Here is a 20135-nt window from a genome sequence, read left to right as displayed (position 1 = left end):
TTCTCGAATTCAGGTCTGGGTATTGCGCCAGACGATGTCGCGAACCACGATCGGCTTCGGGATCAGCCCGAGCTTGAAGAAGCGATCTGCGACGGCCTGCTGGGTCTCGATGATCGGCTCCGTCACCGGTCCGATCGCGAACGAAGCGCGGTTGGCCGCGACGGTCTGGACTTCCAGCGGCACGCCGGTCACGGCGGCGAGCGCAGTTGCCACGGCGTCGCGATTTCCTTCCGCCCAACGGGCGGCTTCCGCCAGGCCCGCGATGATGTCGCGGGTGTGCTGAACGTTGGTGTTCGCGAAATCGCGGTTGGCGAGATAGAACGAATTGGTCTTGGCGACCTCGTAGGCGTTGATCAGGATCCGGCCGTTCTGCTTTTTCTCGCCGATCGCGAAGTATGGATCCCAGATCGCCCAGGCTTCGATGCTTCCATTGGCAAATGCCGGCCCAGCATCTGGCGGCGACAGATAGACCGGTGTGATATCGGCGTAGGTGAGACCGGCCTTTTCCAGCGTCGCAATCAGAACGTTATGCGCGCTGGTGCCCTTGGCAAATCCAATCCGCTTGCCTTTCAGATCGGCAATTGTGCGAATCGAGGAGTTGGCGGGAACCAGAATGCCCTGCCCGTTGGTGATCGGCGATCCCGCCACATAGACGATGTTCGCATTCGCGGCCTGGGCAAAGATCGGCGGGGTATCGCCGACCGCGCCAAGGTCGACACTGCCGGTGCTCATCGCTTCCACCAACGGCGGGCCCGACGTGAACTCGATCCATTTGATGGCAATTTGTTTCGCGGCGAAGTGCTTTTCCAGAATAGCCTGCTGCCGCGCGATCACGAGCACCCCGGTCTTCTGATAGCCGATACGGATTTCCTTCACCGGCGCCTGCGCACGCGCACCTGGCGACAGCGCGACAACGGCACCGGCAACCGACAATCCGAGAAACTCCCGACGCTTCATCACATTCTCCTGAACGATCATGCTCGCGGCGGTGCGCGATCATGCGATGCAAGAGATGATGGTGGCGCTTTGAAACGCTGTCGAGTGCTCCGCAAAAATAGCAATGACGGCACTGTTAGTCTGGCTCGCGACGACGCGTTTATTGCCGGAACACGATTTACAACGACGCATTTTTCTTGACGCTTACCCGAAGCCAATTCGTTAATCTTGAATTGGGCAGCGACGGAACCTGATCCACCCAAAGTCATAAGCGACCGCCGCCGAGATCGACGAACGCCTATCAAATATGCGCCTGGAATTTCTCTCTGCGAATGCCGACCGGCGTAGCATCGTCATGCGGATCGCGTGACAACAAGAACGAACGGTTCTATTGACCGCGGTTGCGCGGCCTCTAGCTTGTTTTGATCCCTTTAATGTCAGGCAGATCAAACTCCATGGGCAACCGCACCGCATCGATCATCGGAGCCATCGCAGCCATCGCGGTCGTTTCAGCAACATCCGTGGCCGCGCAGACGCCGCCGTCCGATACAATTCGCATCGGCTATCAAAAATCCTCGACGCTGACGGCCATCCTGAAGACCAATGGCGAGCTGGAGAAGGCGCTCGCGCCGCTCGGCGTCCGCGTCTCCTGGCATGAATTCACCAGCGGCCTGCCGCTGCTGGAAGCGATCAACACCGGCAACATCGACTTCGGCGCCGATGTCGCCGATACCGTGCCGCTGTTCGCGCAGGCCGCAGGCGCCAGGCTTGCCTATATCGCGGAGGAAGCCGCTTCCCCGTCGGCGCAGGCCATTCTGGTCGGCGCGGAATCGCCCATCAAGACGCTGGCCGACCTGAAGGGCAAGAAGGTCGCGGTGACAAAAGGCGCCGGCAGTCATTTCCTGCTGCTCGCCGCGCTGGCCAAATCGGGCCTGAGCTTCAAGGATATCTCGCCGGCCTATCTGACGCCGGCCGACGGCCGCGCCGCCTTCATCGGCGGAAATGTCGATGCGTGGGTGGCCTGGGATCCGTTCCTGACCGGCGCCCAGCGCCAGTCCAACGCGCGGGTGCTGTCCGACGGCAGCAACGGCCTTGCGAGCTACAAGCGCTACTATCTGTCGTCGGCTGCATTTGCCGATCGGCGCGGTGACGTGCTCAATGCCATCTTCGGCAAGCTCGACGAGACCGGTAAATGGGTCAAGGCGCATCAGGATGACGCGGCCAAATTGCTGTCGGGGCTCTGGGGCATCGATGCGGCGACGGTGAAGGAAGCCAACAGTCACCGTTCCTACAAGGTCGGAATCGTCACAGCGCCCGGCCTGTCCGAACAGCAACGCATTGCCGACGCGTTCTTTGCGGAAGGATTGCTGCCAGTAAAGGTCAACGCGGGCGATGCGAAGATCTGGACGCCGAAGCGCGACTGATCGAACCGGTGGCATGATGTTGGGTTGAATGGTGTGGCGGCAGACTCGCTGCACCTCTCCCGCTTGCGGGGGTCGAGACGAGCGAAGCTCGCTCTTAGGTCGGCGCGAAGCGCCGGGTGGGGGCTCTCTCCACACGGGGAGTGTCAATTGTGGAGACACCCCCACCCATAGCCGATGCTACGCATCGGCGTTCTTAAGCTCAAGGACGGCGGCCGTAGGCCGCCTGCGCCTCCCCCGCAAGCGGGAGAGGGAGCGCACCTTCTTCGTGGCTCGCAACCAGACATAAACTAAACACGCTCTAAGCGAGGCGGCTTCTATGCCGCCTCGAACGCCGGAACCGGCAATGCGGTGACCGACTTGATCTTTTCCATCGCGAACCGCGAGGTCACATTCTTCAGCGCGACGGCGCCGATCAGCTTCTTGTAGAAAAGATCATAGCTCCGCATGTCGGCGACGACCACGCGCAGCACATAGTCCACGTCCCCGGCCATACGATAGAACTCGATGACTTCAGGCATGGCGCTGACGGCGGCCGCGAATTTCTTCAGCCACGCATCTGAATGATCGTCGCTCTCCACCGACACGAACACCGACAGCCCGAGGCCGATCTTGTTCTGGTCGACCAGCGCGACCTTGCCGGTGATGATGCCCTCGTTCTCCATGCGCTGGACGCGCTTCCAGCACGGCGTGGAGGAAAGCCCGACGCGCTCCCCGATCTCGGCTACCGACAGCGATGCGTCTTCCTGAAGTACCCGCAGGATCTTGCGGTCGATCGCATCGATGCGGCGGGTCTGTTCCGGGCCAGACGTAACAACTTCGCTCATATGTAAAACTTTCTTCCAAATGCATTGCTATCGACAATGCTATTCAGAAAATAATTCCACACAAGCTGGCTGCCGTTTCGAAATTAGCGGCTGCCGGAGAAAGACTTCCTGCGCGGACCGCCTTCGCCAGCCTAAAGACCCGCGCCCTTGCCGATCGCCCCGGAGAACGAGCGGTCGACGATGTCGGCGGCGTTGAGCTTCTGCTTGATCAGGCCCGAGCGGAAATAGAGATCGATGGTTTGCTGCTCGTCGGCCACCACGCCGTCATCGATCGGCGCGACGCGGATTTTCGCCCGGCTCAGCCAGTTCAGCGGCACCGCGGGCGGAATGCTCATCAGCCTGCCCCACGTCTCGGCGTAGGCGCTGACATTGGTCTGTGACCACGCCCGCGCGGCCGTCAGCCGCCTGACAAAATCTTCCAGTTCCGGCCGCTTGTCGCGGATCGCGTTCGGCGTCGCGACCTGGAAGCCCAGTCCCGGCGTCAGTCCCTCAGCCGTGATCACGCGCCGCGACTGGAACAGGACTTCTTCCTGACTCACATACGGCTCCCATGTCGACCAGGCATCGACGGAGCCTTGCGTATACGCAACCTTGGCGTCCGATGGCGCGAGGAACACGATCTGGACGTCGCTGGTCGACCAGCCCTTCGATTCGAGGGCTGCGAGAATCAGTTGATGACCGATCGAGCCACGGCCGGTCGCGATCTTCTTGCCTTTCAGGCTTTCGAAGTCGCGGACGGCTGAGTCCTTCTGGACCAGCACCGCGAGACCCTCGCGGCTCTGCCGGATCGCCGCGATGGCTTTCACCGGAACGTTGGCCGCCGCGGCGAAGGTGAACGGCGCGTCGCCGACCAGGCCGGTTTCGATCGCGCCCGCGCTTAACGCTTCCAATAGCGGCGCCGCGGCCGGGAATTCCTTCCACTCGATCTTGTAGGGAACATCCCTGAGGACGCCGGCAGCTTCCATCACGGCCTGCGAATTCCCCTTTTGATCGCCGACCCGCAGGGTGGTCTGGGCATCCGCCGAGGCAATCGCACCCAGCAGCAGGCCCGCAACGAGAATGGCGCGCATCATTCCGCTGCCACTCCCCGGGCAACACTGCGTCCGGCGATCAGTTGACGCGTCAGCGGGATCAGTTCGCGGCCGTAGTCGATGGCATCGATCAGGGGATCGAAGCCGCGAATCAGGAAGTGGCTGATGCCGAGATCGTAATAGTCGCCAAAGACTTCGGCGACCTGTTCGGGCGTGCCTACCAGCGCCGTGGTGTTGCTGTTGGCGCCGGTGAGTTTGGCGATCTCGGTCCATAGCCGCTTGTCGATCCGGGTGCCCTGCTCGGCCAGCGCCAGCAGCCGCTTCGCGCCGGCGGTGGCATGGCCGTCCGCGGGCTTGCGATATCCGGTCTTGTCCTGCAGCGCGGTGGCGCGCGCCAGAATTTCATCGGCCTTGGCCCAGGCCTTCTCCTCGGTATCGGCGAGGATCGGACGCACCGACAGGCTGAAGCGCGGCGTCGGCCGGCCATGTTTCGCAGCCGCGGCGCGGACCCGCGACGTCACATCACGTACCTGCGCATAGGATTCGCCCCACAGCGCAAACGTATCCGCATGCTTGCCCGCGACCTCGATTGCCGCGTCCGAACCGCCGCCGACAAAGATCGGGATGCCCTCGCTGCGGTACGGCTTCAGCTGCGAGAAGCCGTTCTGCACCTGATAATATTTTCCTTCATAGGTGAACGGCTTTTCGCTGCTCCATTCGGCGCGAACCACGTCCAGGAACTCGCTGGTGCGGGCGTAGCGCTCGTCCTTGTCGTCGATGACGTTGCCGTCCTGCCGCAGTTCGGTAGCGTTGCCGCCGGTGATGACATGCAGGGCAACCCGTCCACCGGACAGTTGATCGATGGTCGCCAGCTGCCGCGCCAGGAGCGTCGGCGCGGTGAAGCCGGGGCGCTGTGCGATCAGGACGTTGAGCTTGTCGGTCACACCAAGCACGTGCTGGCCGATCTGAAGCCCGTCCGGGGTGGTGGAATGGAACGCCAGCAGCGCGCGATCAAAGCCTGCGTTCTGATGCGCCTTGGCAACGGCCTCGATATAGTACCGATCGAGAATCGGGCCGTTCCGCACGACGATTTCGGACGAATAATTGCTGCCGATGTATCCGATGAATTCCACTGACATGAGCTTGCTCCAGAGTTTGGGATTGGTTCGTTGATATTCAGACGCCGAGCGCCAGACGTCCGGCGTTGACGCGGGTGGCGTCATCCTGCGGCGTGTGAACCCGCCCGCACAGGACATCGCGATAATGCCGCTCCAGCGGATTGGCGCGCGTGAGGCCGTGATTGCTGGTCAGCGACAGCGCGTCTTCGAGAATCGCGACCGCGTTGTTGGTGACCGTGAGCTTGACGATGCTGGATTCGGAGGCGCTGAGCTGCACGCCATCGTCGAAATCGCCCGCAAAGCTGTCGATCAGGCGGGCATTGACGGCAAGACGCGCCTCGATGCCGCCGACGATCTCCTGCACCCTCGGCAGCGTCGCCAGCGATGCGCCGAGGTTGGACGGCTTCCGATTCCTGAGGAATTCGACCAGCCAGTCGCGCGCGGCGCGGGCGACACCGTCATAGATCGCGGCGACGAAGATCGCATGCACCACGGACTGGGTGAAATCCGGCACCCGCCAATCCTCGGGCGCGCGGACGTCGATCTCATGGTCGAGCGGGAACACGACGTCTTCGAACACGACGTCATGGCTGCCGCTGGCACGCAGGCCAAGGTGGTCCCACGTTTCGATAATCCGCGTCCCCGGCAATCCCGCAGGCACCAGGAACAGACCGACGCGCGTTTCCGGCTCGTCCGTCTTCGCCCACACCGCATACCATTTCAGGATCGGCGCACCGGTCGAATAGACCTTGCGGCCAGAGAGCCGCCAGCCCGTCTCGGTTCTCCGCGCGATCGTCGCCGGCAGTCCGCCGCGCGCAGGCGAGCCCAGATCCGGCTCGACCCGCAGCGCATTGATCAGCGCCACGCCGTCGACCGCCTCCCGCGCCAGCTTGCGGGAGAGACGCCCCGGCCAGCGTGTGCTGCGCGCCATCACCAGATGCTGGATGTAGTGCATCGACAGCACCAGCGCCGTCGATGGATCGGCCTTGCCGAAGATGCCGAGGATGCGCGCCGTATCGAGCGCACCCGCGCCGTGGCCGCCGAGCGCCGTCGGCACGGTCAGCGCCAACAATCCCGCCTCGGCAAGCTCCTTGAAATTCTCGAACGGAAAACTGGCGTCGCGATCATGCTGCGCAGCGCGCGCTGCGAATTCGGAAGCCAGCGCCCGCGCGCAATCGTACGGCACCGGCGCGGCCTCCGCCGGCGGCTCCTTGCGTATCGAACTGTTGATCGCGCTCACCATGTGGCATCCAATCCGAGCAGGCCAAGGATGTTACGGCGCAGCTCCGCCAGCCTGGGATCACCGCGGTGCCGCGGATACGGCCGATCGACCGCGATGTCGGCCTTGATGCGCGCGGGACGATCACTGAACACGATGACGCGGTTGGCGAGGAACAAGGCTTCCTCGACGTCATGGGTCACTAGCAGCGTGGTAAATCCCTTGCGCTGCCACAGCGCCACGATTTCAGCCTGCATCGTGATCCGCGTCAAGGAATCCAGCTTGCCGAGCGGCTCATCGAGGATGAGGATCTTTGGATCGTTCACCAGCGCCCGCGCCAGCGCGACACGCTGCGCCATACCACCAGACAATTGATGCGGATAGGCATTGCGAAATTGCGACAGCCCGACGAGGTCAAGCGCGGCATCGACACGCTGCCGCTGGCTCTTCAGGATGCCCTGCGCCTCCAGCCCAAGCGCGACGTTGTTCCAGACCGTTCGCCACGGAAACAGTGTTGGATCCTGAAACACCACGACCCGGGATGGGAACGGTCCGGTGACGGGATCGCCGTCCTCGCGGAGCACGCCCGATCGCGGCGCCTCGAGCCCCGCGACCAGCCGCAGCAAGGTCGACTTGCCGCAGCCGGAGGGACCGAGCAGTGCGATGAACTCACCGGGCTTGACGTTGAAATTGACATCGTCGAGCACCGGCAAGACATTGCCGTCGATGTCAAAGGCGTGGCTGATGCGTTCGACATCGAGCGAGGCGCCGACGGCCGGATAGGTGACCGCTTCGGCCAAGGCATGCGCTACCATTTGACGACTCCCTTCTGCCAGATCAGCAGGCGGTCGCGCGTCCGGAACAGCAGCGTGATCGCGCCCGAGCACAGCAGCGACATCACGATCAACGCGGCATACATGTTGGCATACGCCGCCCAGCCCTGCGCCCATTGCAGATACCAGCCGAGCCCGGCCTTGACGCCGATCATCTCGGCGACGACCAGCACCGCAAACGACGATCCTAGGCCCATGAACAGGCCAACGAACACATGCGGCAAGGCTGCGGGAATCGCGACCTTCAGCACCAGGAACGACGGCTTCGCGCCGAGCGTCCGCGCCACGTCGTAATACGCGTTGCTGACGCTTGCGACGCCGGACCAGGTCAGCACCGTGACCGGAAATCCGGTCGCCAGCGCGATCAGGAAGGTGGAGGCGCTCCAGCTCGACGGAAACGTGAAGAACGCGATCGGCAACCATGCCGTCGCCGGCAACGGGCCGATGAACCGCAGCACCGGATGCACCCAGTAACCGACGCTGCGCGACCAGCCGATCGACACACCGGTCAGGAAGCCGACGGTGGCGCCAATGACGTATCCGCCGAGCTGAAGCTTTACGGAAGCAAAAATGCTGTCGAGCAGCTTGGGCAGATCATCGGTGTAGACCTCGATGATGGACTGCGGCGGCGGAAAGAACGGCAGCGGCAGCCACCCGAACTTTGCGGTCGCGACTTCCCACAGCGTCAGGAACAACGCCGATACCAGCAGCCACGGCGCACGCCGTTGCAGGCCGGCATTGAACCGCCCGAGCCGGCTGCCCGCCACCGTCGCCAGGAAAATGGCGCCGGAGATGACGAAGGCAGCGGCGGCAAGCTGATGGGTGCGCGTCCAGTCGCCGATATCCGGCCACCACAGGCACGATATGCCAAACCCGACCCACGCCAGGCTTGCGAACACGCCAGTCCCGCCTGCCGGAAGGGAGAACGCCAGCGACAGCGGCCGCCCTGAAAGTGCTGCGCCTTCTTCCGCCGATTGCGCCAGCGCGACCGTCTTAGACGCCGAATACGTCGACATAGATCCGCTCCGCAAATTTCGCCGTGTCGGTGCTGGCCTTGAAGACCGAAACGCTCTTCAGGTCGTCCGCATAAGCCTTCAGTTCCCGCTTCAACACTTCGCCGACGGGATGGTGATGATGGGTGTGGTAACGGACCATCGCCTGCAGATCCTGCAGGCTCGCCGTCTTGGGGGCGTAAGGCTGGAACGAAGCCGCGGCCACGTCGGGGTTTTGCGCGGTGAACATGGCGGCATCGAGCAGCGCCTGCGTGATGGCGCGTGCGACCTGCGGTTCTTCGCGAACCAGGCTGCCGCGCAATCCGAGGATGCAGCAGGTCTTGTCCTTGTATTCACCGTCGAGGTTGGAAGCGACCTCCTTGTAGGCGCTGTCCTTCAGCCAGATATGGGCAATCGGATCGGAGGCGAGGAACGCCTGAACCTCGCCCTTCTCGACAGCGAGCTGCAGCAGATTGCCGGGATAGGCGCGCCAGTCGACATCCTTGTTGGGATCGATGCCCTGTTTGGCAAGCTGGATCGAAAAGAAATTCTTGTCCGGCCCGCCGAGATCGCCAACCGCGACGATCTTGCCCTTGAGGTCGGTCAGCTTGTCGACACCGGAATTGGTGCGCGACAACACGCGCATGCAGCCGCCATGGGTTCCAGCCGCGATCTTGACGTCAAACCCCTGCTCCAGCGGCTTCAGCCAGCGCAACGCCATGCCGAGCCCCGCGTCGCTCTTGCCGGTCGCGATCGCTTCCAGCAACTGATCGGTCGAGCCGCTGTAGTTGATCAGTTCGACGTCGAGATTGTGTTTCTTGAAGATGCCCTGGTCGATCGCCACCGGAACCGGCACGAGGCAGACCGCGCCGGCATTCCATGACAGTTTCAGCTTTCGCGGCGCCCCGGTGAGCGCCGGCGCGTTGGAAGCGGTCCTGCAGATCGGAAACTCCGAGAAGTCGATGCCGGGCGTGGCCGCACGAAACGGGAAGGCTTGCGCGCCAAACACGCCTAGCGGCGCGGCGAGCGCCGCGGCAGCTCCGCCGCGCAACAGCGTTCGGCGATCCAGCCGCGTTACGTCGTTCTTTCCATCTCGTGACATCCTGCACTCCTGCTCTCAAAACGGCATGGCGCCGCCGTCGGCGCAGCACGTGGATGCTGCGGCCCGTTATGTTCCACACTGGCGATCGGTTATTCGGTTCAATCCCCGCGAGACTCCGATCTCGCCCCGTTGATCTGACGTTCAAATGATGCGCGGCAGCAACGCCGTCGTCAATGAAATGGAATTTTGAATGTGAAAGCGAACGGAGAGATTATCTCCACATTGATATCGACGTGCGATGAAACGGTTTTTGCGCGCTCGCAAAATATGCAGCGCTTCCGCATCGATTCAATTCTTCCGATTTCGAACGAGTTCAAGCCGCACAGCAGACAATTTTTATTCGCGCGTGAGTAGCGAGGCGATCATTGCCGGTGCATCAAAATATTCAGTCAGCCATTTCATTGACTGCGGAGCAGTCGCTCGTACGCTTGGTGCGTCGCTGATTGCCTCACGCAATGCGGCGGATCACACCGGAAAGAACAAAGGCATGAACAAACTCGAATCAACAACGCGCTCACGCATCCGTAAATTTGGCGCCACGCTGGTCGGCGCGGCGCTGGGGCTGGCGATAACAGCTTCGGCCATGGCAGCGGACACCGTGACGCTGCGCGTCGGCGACCAGAAGGGCGGCAACCGTTCGCTGCTCGAAATCGCGGGATTGGCGAGGGATCTTCCCTACAAGATCGAATGGTCGGAATTTCCTGCCGCGGCGCCTATTCTCGAAGCGTTGAATGCCGGCGCGCTCGATGTCGGCTACACCGGCGATCTGTCGTTTCTCACCGTCTATGCCACCGGTGCACCGATCAGGGCGATTGGCGGTACGCGCTCCGATGCCCGCACCCAGGCGATCCTGGTCCGGCAGGATTCGCCGATCAAGACGGCGGCGGATTTGAAAGGCAAGCGGTTGGCCGGAACGCGCGGCGGCTGGGGCCAGTTCCTGATCGACGCGACGCTGGAGAAAGCCGGCTACAAGGTCGACGACGCGACCTTCGCGCCGCTGGGTCCAGTCGATGCCAAGATCGCGCTGGTCGCCGGCTCGATCGACGGATGGGCGGTGTGGGAGCCCTACGTCTCCTACGCGACGCTGAAGGATAAGGCCCGCGTCGTCGCCAACGGCGAAGGCCTGACGCCCACCATCACCTTCATCGTGGCATCCGATTCCGCCATCGCCACCAAGCGCGCGGCGGTGCAGGATCTCGTGCAGCGGCTCAACAAGGCGCGGCTGTGGTCGCTGGATCATCTGCCCGAATATGCCAGGAACACGTCCGAGCTGACCAAGCTGCCGGAAGACGTGCTGCTCAGCGCCTACACCGCGCAAAAAACCAGCCCGATCGTGATCGATACCGGTATCGTCAAGGAAGTTCAGGCGGCATCCGACCGCGCCACACGCTACGGCATCCTCTCCAAGACGCTCGATGTCAGCAAGGCCGTCGATCGCAGCTTTACGGCGGCGGCCGCCGGATCGAACTAACTCACCACTCAGATGAAACGGACAAGGGTCGGCATCCGGTGCCGCCCCCTGGCCTCGGCCGTTGAAGTTTCTTCTGTGGTTGGCTGCATCCGGAGAATGTTGTGCGGGGAACCTGCGTAGCTTTGGAATTCAAAAAGCAACGCCCCGAGGGAATAATCGACCTCGTTCGAGATGACTCGTCACGGCCACGCGAGCGAGCGCAAAGGTCACCGATGATTCAACGCAGCACGATCTATCCAATCAAAATGGCGGCAGCGATCATCTGCCAAGCGGCACTGCTGGCCATGATCGTCTGGGGATTTCACTAGAATTCTGAACTTTCCGGCGGATGGCTACTCAACGAAACGTACTGGGCCGCATCAGACATGATCCCGCATTACACCATCCGGCATCTCGCCGGCGCGCGCGAAGAGCTCTCATGCTTCCGACAGCTGGAGGATGAATGCGCGGCGCTGTACTTCAATATTGTTCACGGCGCGAAAGTCCACAGGCGCTTGACCACCGCAAAATCGGGAGTGCCGTGCACGGACTACGTCCTGATCGCGCGCGAGGATGGCAGCGGCGGAGCTGTCAAGGAACGGGCTATCGCGCTGTTCGACGCCTCCTGATCGAGACACCTTCGCAAGACCTGCCGGTTATCCCGCCGCCGCAACTTTCGGCGTCGGCGCGACGCTGACCGCCAGCTTGCCGTAGCGATCCCTGAACGCCTCGGTGTCGATTTCCTCGAGCTGGATCGCGCCGCCCATCACGCCGGCCTTCCAGGCTTCGTGCTCGGGATCGTGCTGGAATTCCGGCATCACTTCCCTGGCGAACAATTCCAGCGAATCGCAGATGTGCTCATGGCTGTTCTTGCCGGCCTGGTTGAGCAGGATCACCTGGTCGATGTGCGAGGAACGAAACCGCCGCAACTTCTTGCGGATGGTTTCCGGCGAGCCGATCAGGCCGCCGCGAAGGGCGGCCTCCTGCGCCTCCGGATTTTCGCGCTTCCACTTGTTGTATTCGTCCCACATGTTGACGGTGCCGGGATCGGGGCGCTGCCGGTTCTGCGACGCGCCGTAATAGCGCAGCGCGAACTGGAAGAAGGTCGCGCCATCGGCGCGCGCCCGCGCCTCCTCGTCGGTCTTGGCGCACATGAAGAATGACACCAGCGCCATGTTCGGGTTGATCTCGTAGTCGGCGAGTTTCTTCAGCCGCTTGGTGATCGCGTTGTAATAGGCGTGCACCCAGGCGTGCGCCGCTTCCGCGCTGACGAACTGAAAGCCCAGCGCGCCAAAGCCGTTCTCGCCGGCGCGTTCGATGGTCTGCAATTGCGAGCACGCCATCCACAGTGGCGGATGCGGCTTCTGTACCGGCTTCGGCACCACGTTACGCAAGGGGATGTCGAAATATTTGCCGTGATGCTCGGTGCCGACTTTGGTGAACATCGGAAAGATCGCCTGCACCGCTTCCTCGAACACCTCGCGCTTGGTTTCCATGTCGCGGCCGAACGGCGTCAGTTCGGTGATCGAGGCGCTCTCGCCCATGCCGAATTCGCAGCGGCCGTTGCTGAGCAGATCGAGCACCGCGACGCGTTCGGCGACGCGGGCGGGATGGTTGGTGGTGAGCTGGAAAATGCCGTGGCCGAGCCGGATTCTTTTGGTGCGCTGGGAGGCGGCGGCGAGGAACGATTCCGGCGACGGCGAATGCGAATATTCTTCCAGGAAATGGTGCTCCACGACCCAGGCGTGGTCGTAGCCGAGCCGGTCGGCGGTCTCGAGCTGCGTCAGGGCATTCTGGTAGAGCCGCAGCTCATCGCCCTCTTCCCACGGGCGCGGCAGTTGCAGCTCATAAAAGATGCCGAACTTCATGACGTCGCTCCCGATTGTTGTTTTGTTGCAGTGTATTCGCGGCAGGGAGCAAGTCTAGCCTCGGCCGTGAAACTCCAATTCCGCGCCGCGGAAGCCGGCTTGCATGGAACGCGCGAATGGTTAGCTTGAGGGTCTGCCTGAGTCGCGGCCGATCACGGCCCGCTCGCCCCTCCGCCGAGACCAAATGACCACGTTTACGCCGCATCAGGATTCCGCGCTGAAGGCCGTTGCCGACTGGATGAAGGCAAAGCCCGGCAAGAACGGCACGCCGCCGGTATTCCGGCTGTTCGGCTATGCCGGAACCGGCAAGACCACGCTGGCGCGGCACATCGCCGACGGCGTCGACGGCGAGGTGAAATTCGCGGCCTTCACCGGCAAGGCCGCGCTGGTGATGCGCAACAAGGGCTGCGACAACGCCTCCACGATCCATTCGCTGATCTACCGCGCGCGCGAATCCGGCGTCGAGCAGCCGAGTTTTGAACTGTGGGACGACGCGCCGGCCTCGAAGGCCAAATTGATCGTGATCGACGAATGCTCGATGGTGGACGCCGAGCTCGGCCGCGATCTGATGTCGTTCGACTGTCCGTTGCTGGTGCTCGGCGATCCCGCGCAGCTGCCGCCGATTCAGGGCGGCGGGTTCTTCACCGATTGCGAGCCCGACGCGATGCTGACCGAGGTGCATCGCCAGGCCCAGGACGATCCGATCGTGCGGATGTCGATGGATATCCGCGAGGGCCGCGAACTCGAGATCGGCCGCCATGGCGAGAGCGAGGTGGTGTCGCGCAACGAACTCGACCCGGACCGGGTGATGAAGGCCGATCAGGTACTGGTCGGGCGCAACAACACGCGCCGCGCCTACAACATGCGGGTGCGGCAGAAACAGAACATCGAGGATCCCTTGCCGGTCGCTGGCGACAAGCTGGTCTGCCTGCGCAACAACCGCAAGAAGGGCCTGTTCAACGGCGGCCTGTGGCGGGTCAAGTCGCGCGCGCAGTCGAAATCGAAGATCATCACCATGCGGCTGTCGCCCGATGAGGATTTCGGCCACAAGGTGACCAAGGTCTCGGTGCGCGGCGATTGCTTTGGCGGCGCCATCGAGACCATCCCGTGGGAGCAGCGCAAGCCCTATGACGAGTTCGACTATGGCTATGTGCTGACCGTGCACAAGTCGCAAGGCTCGCAATGGGACGACGTGGTGCTGTTCGACGAAAGTTTTGCGTTCCAGGACAGCCGCGCGCGCTGGCTCTACACCGGCATCACGCGCGCCGCGAAGCGGCTGAGCGTGGTGGTGTAGGGAAACGGTCATTCCGGGGCGATGCGAAGCATCGAACCTCAGATGCGCAATTGCGCATCGGGGAATCTCGAGATTCCGGGTCTGGTGCTAGCGCACCATCCCGGAATGACGCCAGGGCGTCACTTCTCCGCGACAAAATAAAAATCCTCCCTTCCCGGCGGCGAGCCGTAGGTGAACGGCTGTTGCGCGCGCTTGGTCATCTTCCAGACGTCGTCGCGGACAATATCGAACAGTTTCCGTACCTCGACCTTAGGCGTCTTGAGTTCACGCGCCAGCACGGTTGCGAACGGGCTGTTGACGGAATCGCCATCGAGCGCCGTCTCGCCGTGCTTGGCGGCGTAGACCACCATGAAGCCGGCCTCCGGCTCGATGTTGGAAAAGCCCTTGTTGACCAGCTTCAGCGCAATGGTCCGCTGCATGTTCTTTTCGAACGGATTGTCGCGGCAGGCATCGAGTATCACCAGCCGCAGCTTGCGCGCGCCGGAAACCGCGGCGATCAATTGCTCGAGCGCCACCGCCTGCGTCTCCGCATCGCGGTCGGCGGCGAGCTTGGCGTCGGTCGGGATCAGATAGTTGACGCCGCCGATCTCCATGCCGTGACCGGCATAATAGACCACCGCCCAATCGGCCTTCTCGGCTTGCGTGCCGAACTCGTGCAGGGCAGCGAAAAACTTGTCGCGGGTGAGGTCCGGCGCCAGCGTGACGGTCGCAAAGCCGAGCTCGCGAAGCGTGGACGCGATCAATTTGGCGTCGCGCGCCGGATTGGCGAGCGGCTGCACGTTCTTGTAGGCGCTGTTGCCGACAATCAAGGCGACCTTGCGCGGACCTGATGACGCGGGGGCTGCGGTCGTCAGCGCCGCCAGGCGCTCCTTGGCGAAGCGGCGGGCAATAGCCGCATCGATATCATCGAACTTGGTCAGGGCCGCGCTCGCCGAACGGTATTCGCTGCGCGCACCCACGACGTCGCCGCGCTTTTCGAACACTTTGCCGCGGTTGGCACGGGCGCGGATATTGTTCGGGTTGATCTTGAGCGCCTCGTTGTAGTCCTTCAGCGCGGCGTCGAGATCGCCCTTCGCCAGATGGACATTGCCGCGGCTGGTCATCGCATAGACCGAATTCGGCGTGTGGGCCAACGCCACGTTGCAATCCGCGATCGCTTCGTCGAACTTCCTGATCTCGGTGTAGGTGATGCAACGGTAGGCCGTGACCTGCGGGGCGTCGGGATTGATCTTTTTCGCCTCGGCGAAATCGGCGAGCGCCGCGTCGTATTGCTTGCGGTAGGTCTGCACGCGTCCCCGGTTGAAGCGGTGATTGTAGCGGCTGCCGTCGTTGTTCGCGAGCCTGACGGCGGAATCGAGTTCGGTGAGGGCGCGTTGCAGGTCGCCCTGACGCATGAAAATAAGGGCGCGGTTGTTGTAGGGGCTGGAAAAATTCGGCTGCAGTTTCGAGCTCTGCGCATAGTCGGCCAGGGCCCGCTCGTCGTCGCCCTTGCTGCTATAGGCGAGGCCGCGCGAATTGATGTATCCGGCGTTATCGGGAACGAGTTCGATCGCCGCGTTGAAGGCCGTTATCGCGCCGTCATAGTCGCGCTTCTTGATCAGCGCATCGCCGCGAACTCCGAAAGCGCCCGCCCTGGCCTTGGCAGGCATCTTGTTGTCGGCAATGACGGTATCGCAGGCGGCCAGCCTTGCGACCGGTTCCGCATCCTTGTTCCGGCAGGTGTCGATTTCGCCCGCCGCCCGCGCGGGGCCGGCGGCGACAAGGGTGACGATGACCAGGAAGAAGGCGCGCAACATCAGTGAAACGCTCCGGCGCATGAATTTTGGTCGCCGGAGGCTGCCGGCGGTTCATTGTGGGAAGCTGTGCGAGGTCCGGTCAAGCGTGGCCAAACATCGCGCCTAACGTGTTGCGCCGGCGCGGTTTTATTCACGAACTCGTGTGTCGCCGGCCGTAACAAAATGAGCCCAGGCCCGTATCTCTGCGTATCTGAGGAAGCTGCGCCGATTGCGAAACGCGGCTCCCGCTCTAAACTGCCTTCCAACAGCCCCAAGAGGAAACCATGTCCCCTCGCCGATCCAGCCGCCTTTCGCTGTGCGCCGCCGCCATCGGCGCGCTCGCCATTGCCGCGTTCGCCGTCACCCCCTCGCGCGCCGCGGAAGAAGCCGTGATCATCCCCCCGCCCGCCGCCGACGTGCAGCCGGCCAGCGGCCTCCAGACCGCGGTCCTTGCCGGCGGTTGCTTTTGGGGCGTCCAGGGCGTGTTCCAGCACACCGCGGGCGTGGTCAATGCCGTGTCCGGTTACGCCGGCGGCACCAAGGCGACCGCCGACTACAATCTGGTCTCGATGGGAACCACTGCGCATGCGGAAGTGGTCGAGGTCAAATACGACCCGAACAAGATCAGCTACGGCAAGATCCTGCAGATATTCTTCTCGGTCGTGCACGACCCAACCCAGCTGAACCGCCAGGGCCCGGACACCGGCACGCAATATCGCTCGGCGATCTTCACCACCAGCGACGAGCAGAAAAAGGTCGCGGAGGCCTATATCGCCCAGCTCAACGCCGCCAAGGTCTACAAGAAGCCGATCGTGACCAAGGTCGGCGCGCTGGAGGCGTTTTACGCGGCGGAGGCCTATCACCAGGACTACATGACGCTGCACCCGAACCAGCCCTATATTGCCTTCAACGACATCCCGAAGGTCCATAACCTCAAGAAGATCTTTGCGAGCGACTACCTCGACAAGCCGACGTTGGTGAGCAGTGCGAAGGCCAGCAACTGAGGGACCAAATTCAAAGGAGACTCCATGTCCGACACCAAGACCAAGGTCGAGAAGAGCGAGGCCGAATGGCGCCGCGAGCTGACGCCGATGCAGTATGCGGTGCTGCGCGAAAAGGCGACCGAGCGGCCGTTCTCCGGCGAATACGAGCATGAGCACCGCAAGGGCACCTATACCTGCGCCGGCTGCGGGCAGACGCTGTTCGAATCCGACGCCAAGTTCGATTCCGGCTGCGGCTGGCCGAGCTTCACCACACCCGCCGCGGATGGCCATGTCGACGAGGAACGCGACATCAGCCACGGCATGATCCGCACCGAGGTCTTGTGCTCGAAATGCAACGGCCATCTCGGCCACGTCTTCGAGGACGGCCCGGGACCGACCGGCCTGCGCTACTGCATCAATTCGGCCGCGCTGAAGCTGCAGCCGAAATAGCGTCAGCCGCCGTCGCCCCTCACTCGTCATGCCCGGGCTTGACCCGGGCATCCACGTTCTTCGTGCCGCCAATAAGACGTGGATGGCCGGGACAAGCCCGGCCATGACGACAGGATGGATAATAATCACACCAATCATTCGAACTCATTTCCCACCCCGTGCGACCAAGAGCTGGTCGCGCGGGGTTTTTCATTTTCAGGGGGGCTTCTCCGATTTGCCCGGCGCGCAAATCAAGGAAAGTTCAATGCAAATATCGAAACGTCTGCTGCTCGGTCTCGGCGCAGCCACCCTCATCATGGAGAGCGTTGTGATCCAGCCCGCTTTTGCCGCCGACAAGGTCTCCTTGTTCAAGGTCATTACCGCGAAAGATGAAATCGTCATCGGCATCGCCGAGGACGATCTGGCGCAGATGGACGGCAAGAACGCCGGCGGCATCGCCAAGATGCTGGTGGCCAAGGGCTCGATGAGCGTCTGGCGATACGCCGTGCACAAATCCGCCTCGGGCGACCTCGAACAGGCGCCGCTGCACAAGATCGGCCTGCTCGCCTCGGACTCGCTGCGCGTCGAGCCCTATGCGACGCCGCTGAAGGTGCTGCCGATCGACGAGAGCAAAAAATGACGCGCTAAGCGCGTCATCCCGGGGCGCGAAGCGGACCTCAGGTGCGCAATTGCGCACCGGGGATCTCGAGATTCCCCGATGCGCAATTGCGCATCTGAGGTTCGCATCTCCGATGCGCCCCGGAATGACAATTCCCCCTTTCGGCGGAGCGAGGACTCGCGGCCTGGAGTATGCTTTGCTCCGGGCCGCGGGGCGTTTTCACCTGACGCCGGCCACGCTTTCAGGAGGTCGCCATGTCGCTTGGCACGATACTGATCATCATCCTGATTATTTTCCTCTTGGGCGGCTTCTCCGGCCGTTTTGGCGGCTACGGCTATGGTCTCGGCCATTCCGGCATGGGGCTTATCGGGGTGATCCTGATCGTGCTGCTCATCCTGGTCCTGCTGCGCAAACTTTAGGCGTCATAGCCCATTGAAATAACAGGGCTTATTTCGGTCCGAAACGGACCAAAAGCCAGCCATGCGCGGATTCAGCATCACCCCCGATCTGCGCATCAGGAGTCGCATTTCTGTCAAACAGGCTTATATTGGGGGTCGAAATGACGTGCACGGCGCGCCGCCCGGGATAGCGGCCCACCGTCATCCAATCCCCACTCGCTCGACGAACGAGCCAAAAAGATTGAGGTCACAAACCATGCGTCCATTCAGCTACGATACCGCTGCCGAACTGTTTCCTGCCGCGATCCGCAAGAAGAAGCGGGCCGGCTTTGCATATCGGCGTTTTGGCACCGCGGCCGAAGCGGTTCGCTTCGCGATCGAGGAGCTGCCGGCGGACTCGCTGAACGGCGCCTATCTGCAGGTCGAGGAAGCCCGCTTCGACCAGAGCGGCATCCGCACGCTCTATGAGAGCGAGGCCTTCCCGCTGACGCGCCGTCCCCGCGCGCCCGCCGCGACCGAAACCAGCGCCGACGCTGCGTAACAGTAAGCTTTCGAGCTGTCTGCCCTCGGACGATGTCCGGGGGCATTTTTTCGCGTGTTCTTTAGTCTCCGTCATGGCCGGGCCTAGCCGTCTGAAGGACGGCATCGCTTACGCTCGCCTATGCCCGGCCATCCACGTCTTTCTTGGCTACGTAAAGGAAGTCGTGGATGCCCGGCACAAGGCCGGGCATGACGGTAGAGCGGTGGTCACAAGCGCGGTTGCTTGTCGAGCCAGCGCTTGAGCATCCGCACGTTGCGGACGTTGGCGCGAAACATGACGTCGAAGGCGTCGCCTGCGACCGGCACCAGGCCGACCACGCCATCGAGCGCGACATTGGCCAGCATCCGCGTCGTGATGTGCCAGGGCGCGCCGAGCGCGCGCGCCTCGCGCACCACCCACAGCGAGATCGCTGTCGTGATGATGTCGCCGACGACAGGGATCAGCCCGATCAGGCCGTCGATGCCGTAGCGGATATTGGTGCCCGGCACGATGAAGGCGACGTCGAGCAGTTTCGACAGCGCTTCCAGCCGCGCCAGCCGCTGCTCGCGGGTGAGATTGCCGAACGGGTTGGCGCTGGAATTCCCGAAGTCGATCCGGAAACCCTCGAATTGCCCGCGCAGGCTGGGGTCGGGGATTTCGCGCCCCTCCTGGTCGATCACAGGCCCACGGCCCTTCGCCCGTGCCTGCGAGGGACGTTCGGTGCGGGCGCGGTTCGGCACAAAAATATCGTCGTTTGTCATGGCCATCAGATGGTAACGCAAAAGGCGCGCGCAAGTTGCGTCAAATTATCGCTGAACTTGCTGAGTTATCACCCGTGCGGCCGTCGAAGTCCGTCCCAACCGCGCAGGAACCGCTTCCGTCATTGCGAGCGAAGCGAAGCAATCCATCGGGCCGCAAAGCAAGAATGGATTGCTTCGTCGCTCGCTCTTCGCAATCACGCGGAATTCAGATTCAAATTTCAAACAGCAATGTCGTCCCGGCGCAGGCCGGGACCCGTAGCCACCGGCAATGATTGCTTTTGCACGCAGGTCGTTATCTTCCACCTTCAACAATAAGGGCCGCGGCGTATGGGGCCCAGCCTGCGCCGGGACGACGGGGATACACCTTCGCCTTCCCGCGGCGCAAAGCGCCCGGGGTGTGCGTGTCGTTCGCGCCCTCGAAAAAATCAGAGGGCGCAGGGAATGCCGGATGCGCGCTGCACCCGCGGTCTCGCGTGCGAACATCCGACATTCCCTGCGCAATGGCTTTACGGCTTATAACGCGCTCTCCCCGGTGAGACGGCCTCTATTGCCACCGTCG

At 62.7% G+C, this 20135-nt stretch carries 20 protein-coding genes; 9 read left to right on the top strand and 11 right to left on the bottom strand.

Translation table 11 applies throughout. The features are described 5' to 3' along the window. Positions 1 to 9: 9 nt before the first annotated feature. Positions 10 to 957, bottom strand: a complete 948-nt coding sequence (locus JQ600_RS04545; protein ID WP_212390415.1) for an aliphatic sulfonate ABC transporter substrate-binding protein — start codon at positions 955 to 957, stop codon at positions 10 to 12. 434 nt (positions 958 to 1391) lie between these two features. Between JQ600_RS04545 and JQ600_RS04540 the strand changes: the two genes are divergently transcribed. Next, the gene (locus JQ600_RS04540) at positions 1392 to 2360 is read left to right on the top strand and encodes an aliphatic sulfonate ABC transporter substrate-binding protein (protein WP_212390416.1); all 969 of its coding nucleotides are present in this window, start codon (positions 1392 to 1394) and stop codon (positions 2358 to 2360) included. A gap of 314 nt (positions 2361 to 2674) precedes the next feature. Here the strand turns inward: JQ600_RS04540 and JQ600_RS04535 are convergent, their stop codons facing one another. The 7 genes from JQ600_RS04535 to JQ600_RS04505 all read right to left on the bottom strand — a co-directional run bounded on the left by JQ600_RS04535 (position 2675) and on the right by JQ600_RS04505 (position 9479). Beyond that, complete coding sequence (locus JQ600_RS04535) at positions 2675 to 3184, bottom strand: Lrp/AsnC family transcriptional regulator (RefSeq protein ID WP_212262763.1); 510 nt, start codon at positions 3182 to 3184, stop codon at positions 2675 to 2677. 131 nt (positions 3185 to 3315) lie between these two features. Beyond that, positions 3316 to 4257 (bottom strand): ABC transporter substrate-binding protein, encoded by a 942-nt coding sequence (locus tag JQ600_RS04530; protein ID WP_212390417.1) that lies wholly within the window; start codon positions 4255 to 4257, stop codon positions 3316 to 3318. Next, positions 4254 to 5354: an LLM class flavin-dependent oxidoreductase gene (locus JQ600_RS04525; protein ID WP_212489703.1), complete on the bottom strand. Its 1101-nt coding sequence runs from the start codon at positions 5352 to 5354 to the stop codon at positions 4254 to 4256. The genes JQ600_RS04530 and JQ600_RS04525 overlap by 4 nt, the downstream gene beginning before the upstream one ends. A gap of 37 nt (positions 5355 to 5391) precedes the next feature. After that, a complete protein-coding gene (locus tag JQ600_RS04520) occupies positions 5392 to 6576 on the bottom strand; it encodes an acyl-CoA dehydrogenase family protein (protein ID WP_212390419.1) in 1185 nt (394 codons plus the stop codon). Then, a complete protein-coding gene (locus JQ600_RS04515; RefSeq protein WP_212468603.1) occupies positions 6570 to 7367 on the bottom strand; it encodes an ABC transporter ATP-binding protein in 798 nt (265 codons plus the stop codon). Before JQ600_RS04515 ends, JQ600_RS04520 begins: the two co-directional genes overlap by 7 nt. Beyond that, positions 7361 to 8401 carry an ABC transporter permease gene (locus JQ600_RS04510; protein ID WP_212390421.1) on the bottom strand — a complete coding sequence of 347 codons (1041 nt, stop codon included), beginning with the start codon at positions 8399 to 8401 and terminating at the stop codon, positions 7361 to 7363. Before JQ600_RS04510 ends, JQ600_RS04515 begins: the two co-directional genes overlap by 7 nt. Continuing rightward, positions 8379 to 9479 (bottom strand): ABC transporter substrate-binding protein, encoded by a 1101-nt coding sequence (locus tag JQ600_RS04505; protein WP_212489702.1) that lies wholly within the window; start codon positions 9477 to 9479, stop codon positions 8379 to 8381. The genes JQ600_RS04510 and JQ600_RS04505 overlap by 23 nt, the downstream gene beginning before the upstream one ends. 487 nt (positions 9480 to 9966) lie before the next feature. On the opposite strand from JQ600_RS04505, the gene JQ600_RS04500 reads away from it, so the two are divergent. Together JQ600_RS04500 and JQ600_RS04495 are read left to right on the top strand one after the other, a co-directional pair. Beyond that, positions 9967 to 10950 (top strand): ABC transporter substrate-binding protein, encoded by a 984-nt coding sequence (locus JQ600_RS04500; RefSeq protein ID WP_212390423.1) that lies wholly within the window; start codon positions 9967 to 9969, stop codon positions 10948 to 10950. Between the two features lie 365 nt (positions 10951 to 11315). Continuing rightward, positions 11316 to 11558 carry a hypothetical protein gene (locus JQ600_RS04495; RefSeq protein WP_212390424.1) on the top strand — a complete coding sequence of 81 codons (243 nt, stop codon included), beginning with the start codon at positions 11316 to 11318 and terminating at the stop codon, positions 11556 to 11558. Between the two features lie 27 nt (positions 11559 to 11585). Here JQ600_RS04495 and JQ600_RS04490 read toward each other — a convergent pair whose 3' ends face one another. Then, positions 11586 to 12797, bottom strand: coding sequence for an LLM class flavin-dependent oxidoreductase (locus JQ600_RS04490; RefSeq protein WP_212390425.1), 1212 nt, complete (start codon positions 12795 to 12797; stop codon positions 11586 to 11588). Positions 12798 to 12981: 184 nt separating this feature from the next. Between JQ600_RS04490 and JQ600_RS04485 the strand changes: the two genes are divergently transcribed. Next, a complete protein-coding gene (locus tag JQ600_RS04485) occupies positions 12982 to 14091 on the top strand; it encodes an ATP-dependent RecD-like DNA helicase (protein ID WP_212262780.1) in 1110 nt (369 codons plus the stop codon). 119 nt (positions 14092 to 14210) lie between these two features. Here JQ600_RS04485 and JQ600_RS04480 read toward each other — a convergent pair whose 3' ends face one another. After that, positions 14211 to 15887: a caspase family protein gene (locus JQ600_RS04480; protein ID WP_249135661.1), complete on the bottom strand. Its 1677-nt coding sequence runs from the start codon at positions 15885 to 15887 to the stop codon at positions 14211 to 14213. Positions 15888 to 16150: 263 nt separating this feature from the next. Here JQ600_RS04480 and msrA point away from each other — a divergent pair, with 263 nt between their 5' ends. From msrA to JQ600_RS04455, 5 genes are all read left to right on the top strand, one after another. Then, positions 16151 to 16870: a peptide-methionine (S)-S-oxide reductase MsrA gene (gene msrA, locus JQ600_RS04475; RefSeq protein WP_212390427.1), complete on the top strand. Its 720-nt coding sequence runs from the start codon at positions 16151 to 16153 to the stop codon at positions 16868 to 16870. Positions 16871 to 16894: 24 nt separating this feature from the next. Then, positions 16895 to 17299 carry a peptide-methionine (R)-S-oxide reductase MsrB gene (gene msrB / locus JQ600_RS04470; RefSeq protein WP_212262783.1) on the top strand — a complete coding sequence of 135 codons (405 nt, stop codon included), beginning with the start codon at positions 16895 to 16897 and terminating at the stop codon, positions 17297 to 17299. A gap of 244 nt (positions 17300 to 17543) precedes the next feature. Continuing rightward, on the top strand, positions 17544 to 17918 hold the full coding sequence (locus tag JQ600_RS04465) for a hypothetical protein (protein ID WP_249135660.1): 375 nt from the start codon (positions 17544 to 17546) through the stop codon (positions 17916 to 17918). Between the two features lie 233 nt (positions 17919 to 18151). Continuing rightward, positions 18152 to 18316 carry a DUF3309 family protein gene (locus tag JQ600_RS04460; RefSeq protein ID WP_212034340.1) on the top strand — a complete coding sequence of 55 codons (165 nt, stop codon included), beginning with the start codon at positions 18152 to 18154 and terminating at the stop codon, positions 18314 to 18316. A gap of 235 nt (positions 18317 to 18551) precedes the next feature. Beyond that, the gene (locus JQ600_RS04455) at positions 18552 to 18836 is read left to right on the top strand and encodes a hypothetical protein (protein WP_212262784.1); all 285 of its coding nucleotides are present in this window, start codon (positions 18552 to 18554) and stop codon (positions 18834 to 18836) included. Positions 18837 to 19042: 206 nt separating this feature from the next. On the opposite strand, the gene JQ600_RS04450 is transcribed toward JQ600_RS04455, so the two are convergent. Continuing rightward, positions 19043 to 19582 (bottom strand): DUF4112 domain-containing protein, encoded by a 540-nt coding sequence (locus tag JQ600_RS04450; protein WP_212468609.1) that lies wholly within the window; start codon positions 19580 to 19582, stop codon positions 19043 to 19045. Positions 19583 to 20135 lie beyond the last annotated feature (553 nt).

It is taken from the genome of Bradyrhizobium sp. AUGA SZCCT0176 (assembly GCF_018130145.1).
In the GTDB taxonomy this organism is placed as follows: Bacteria; Pseudomonadota; Alphaproteobacteria; order Rhizobiales; family Xanthobacteraceae; genus Bradyrhizobium.
Note: the sequence above shows the minus strand (reverse complement) of the source record. Positions and strands in the feature narration are given on the sequence as shown.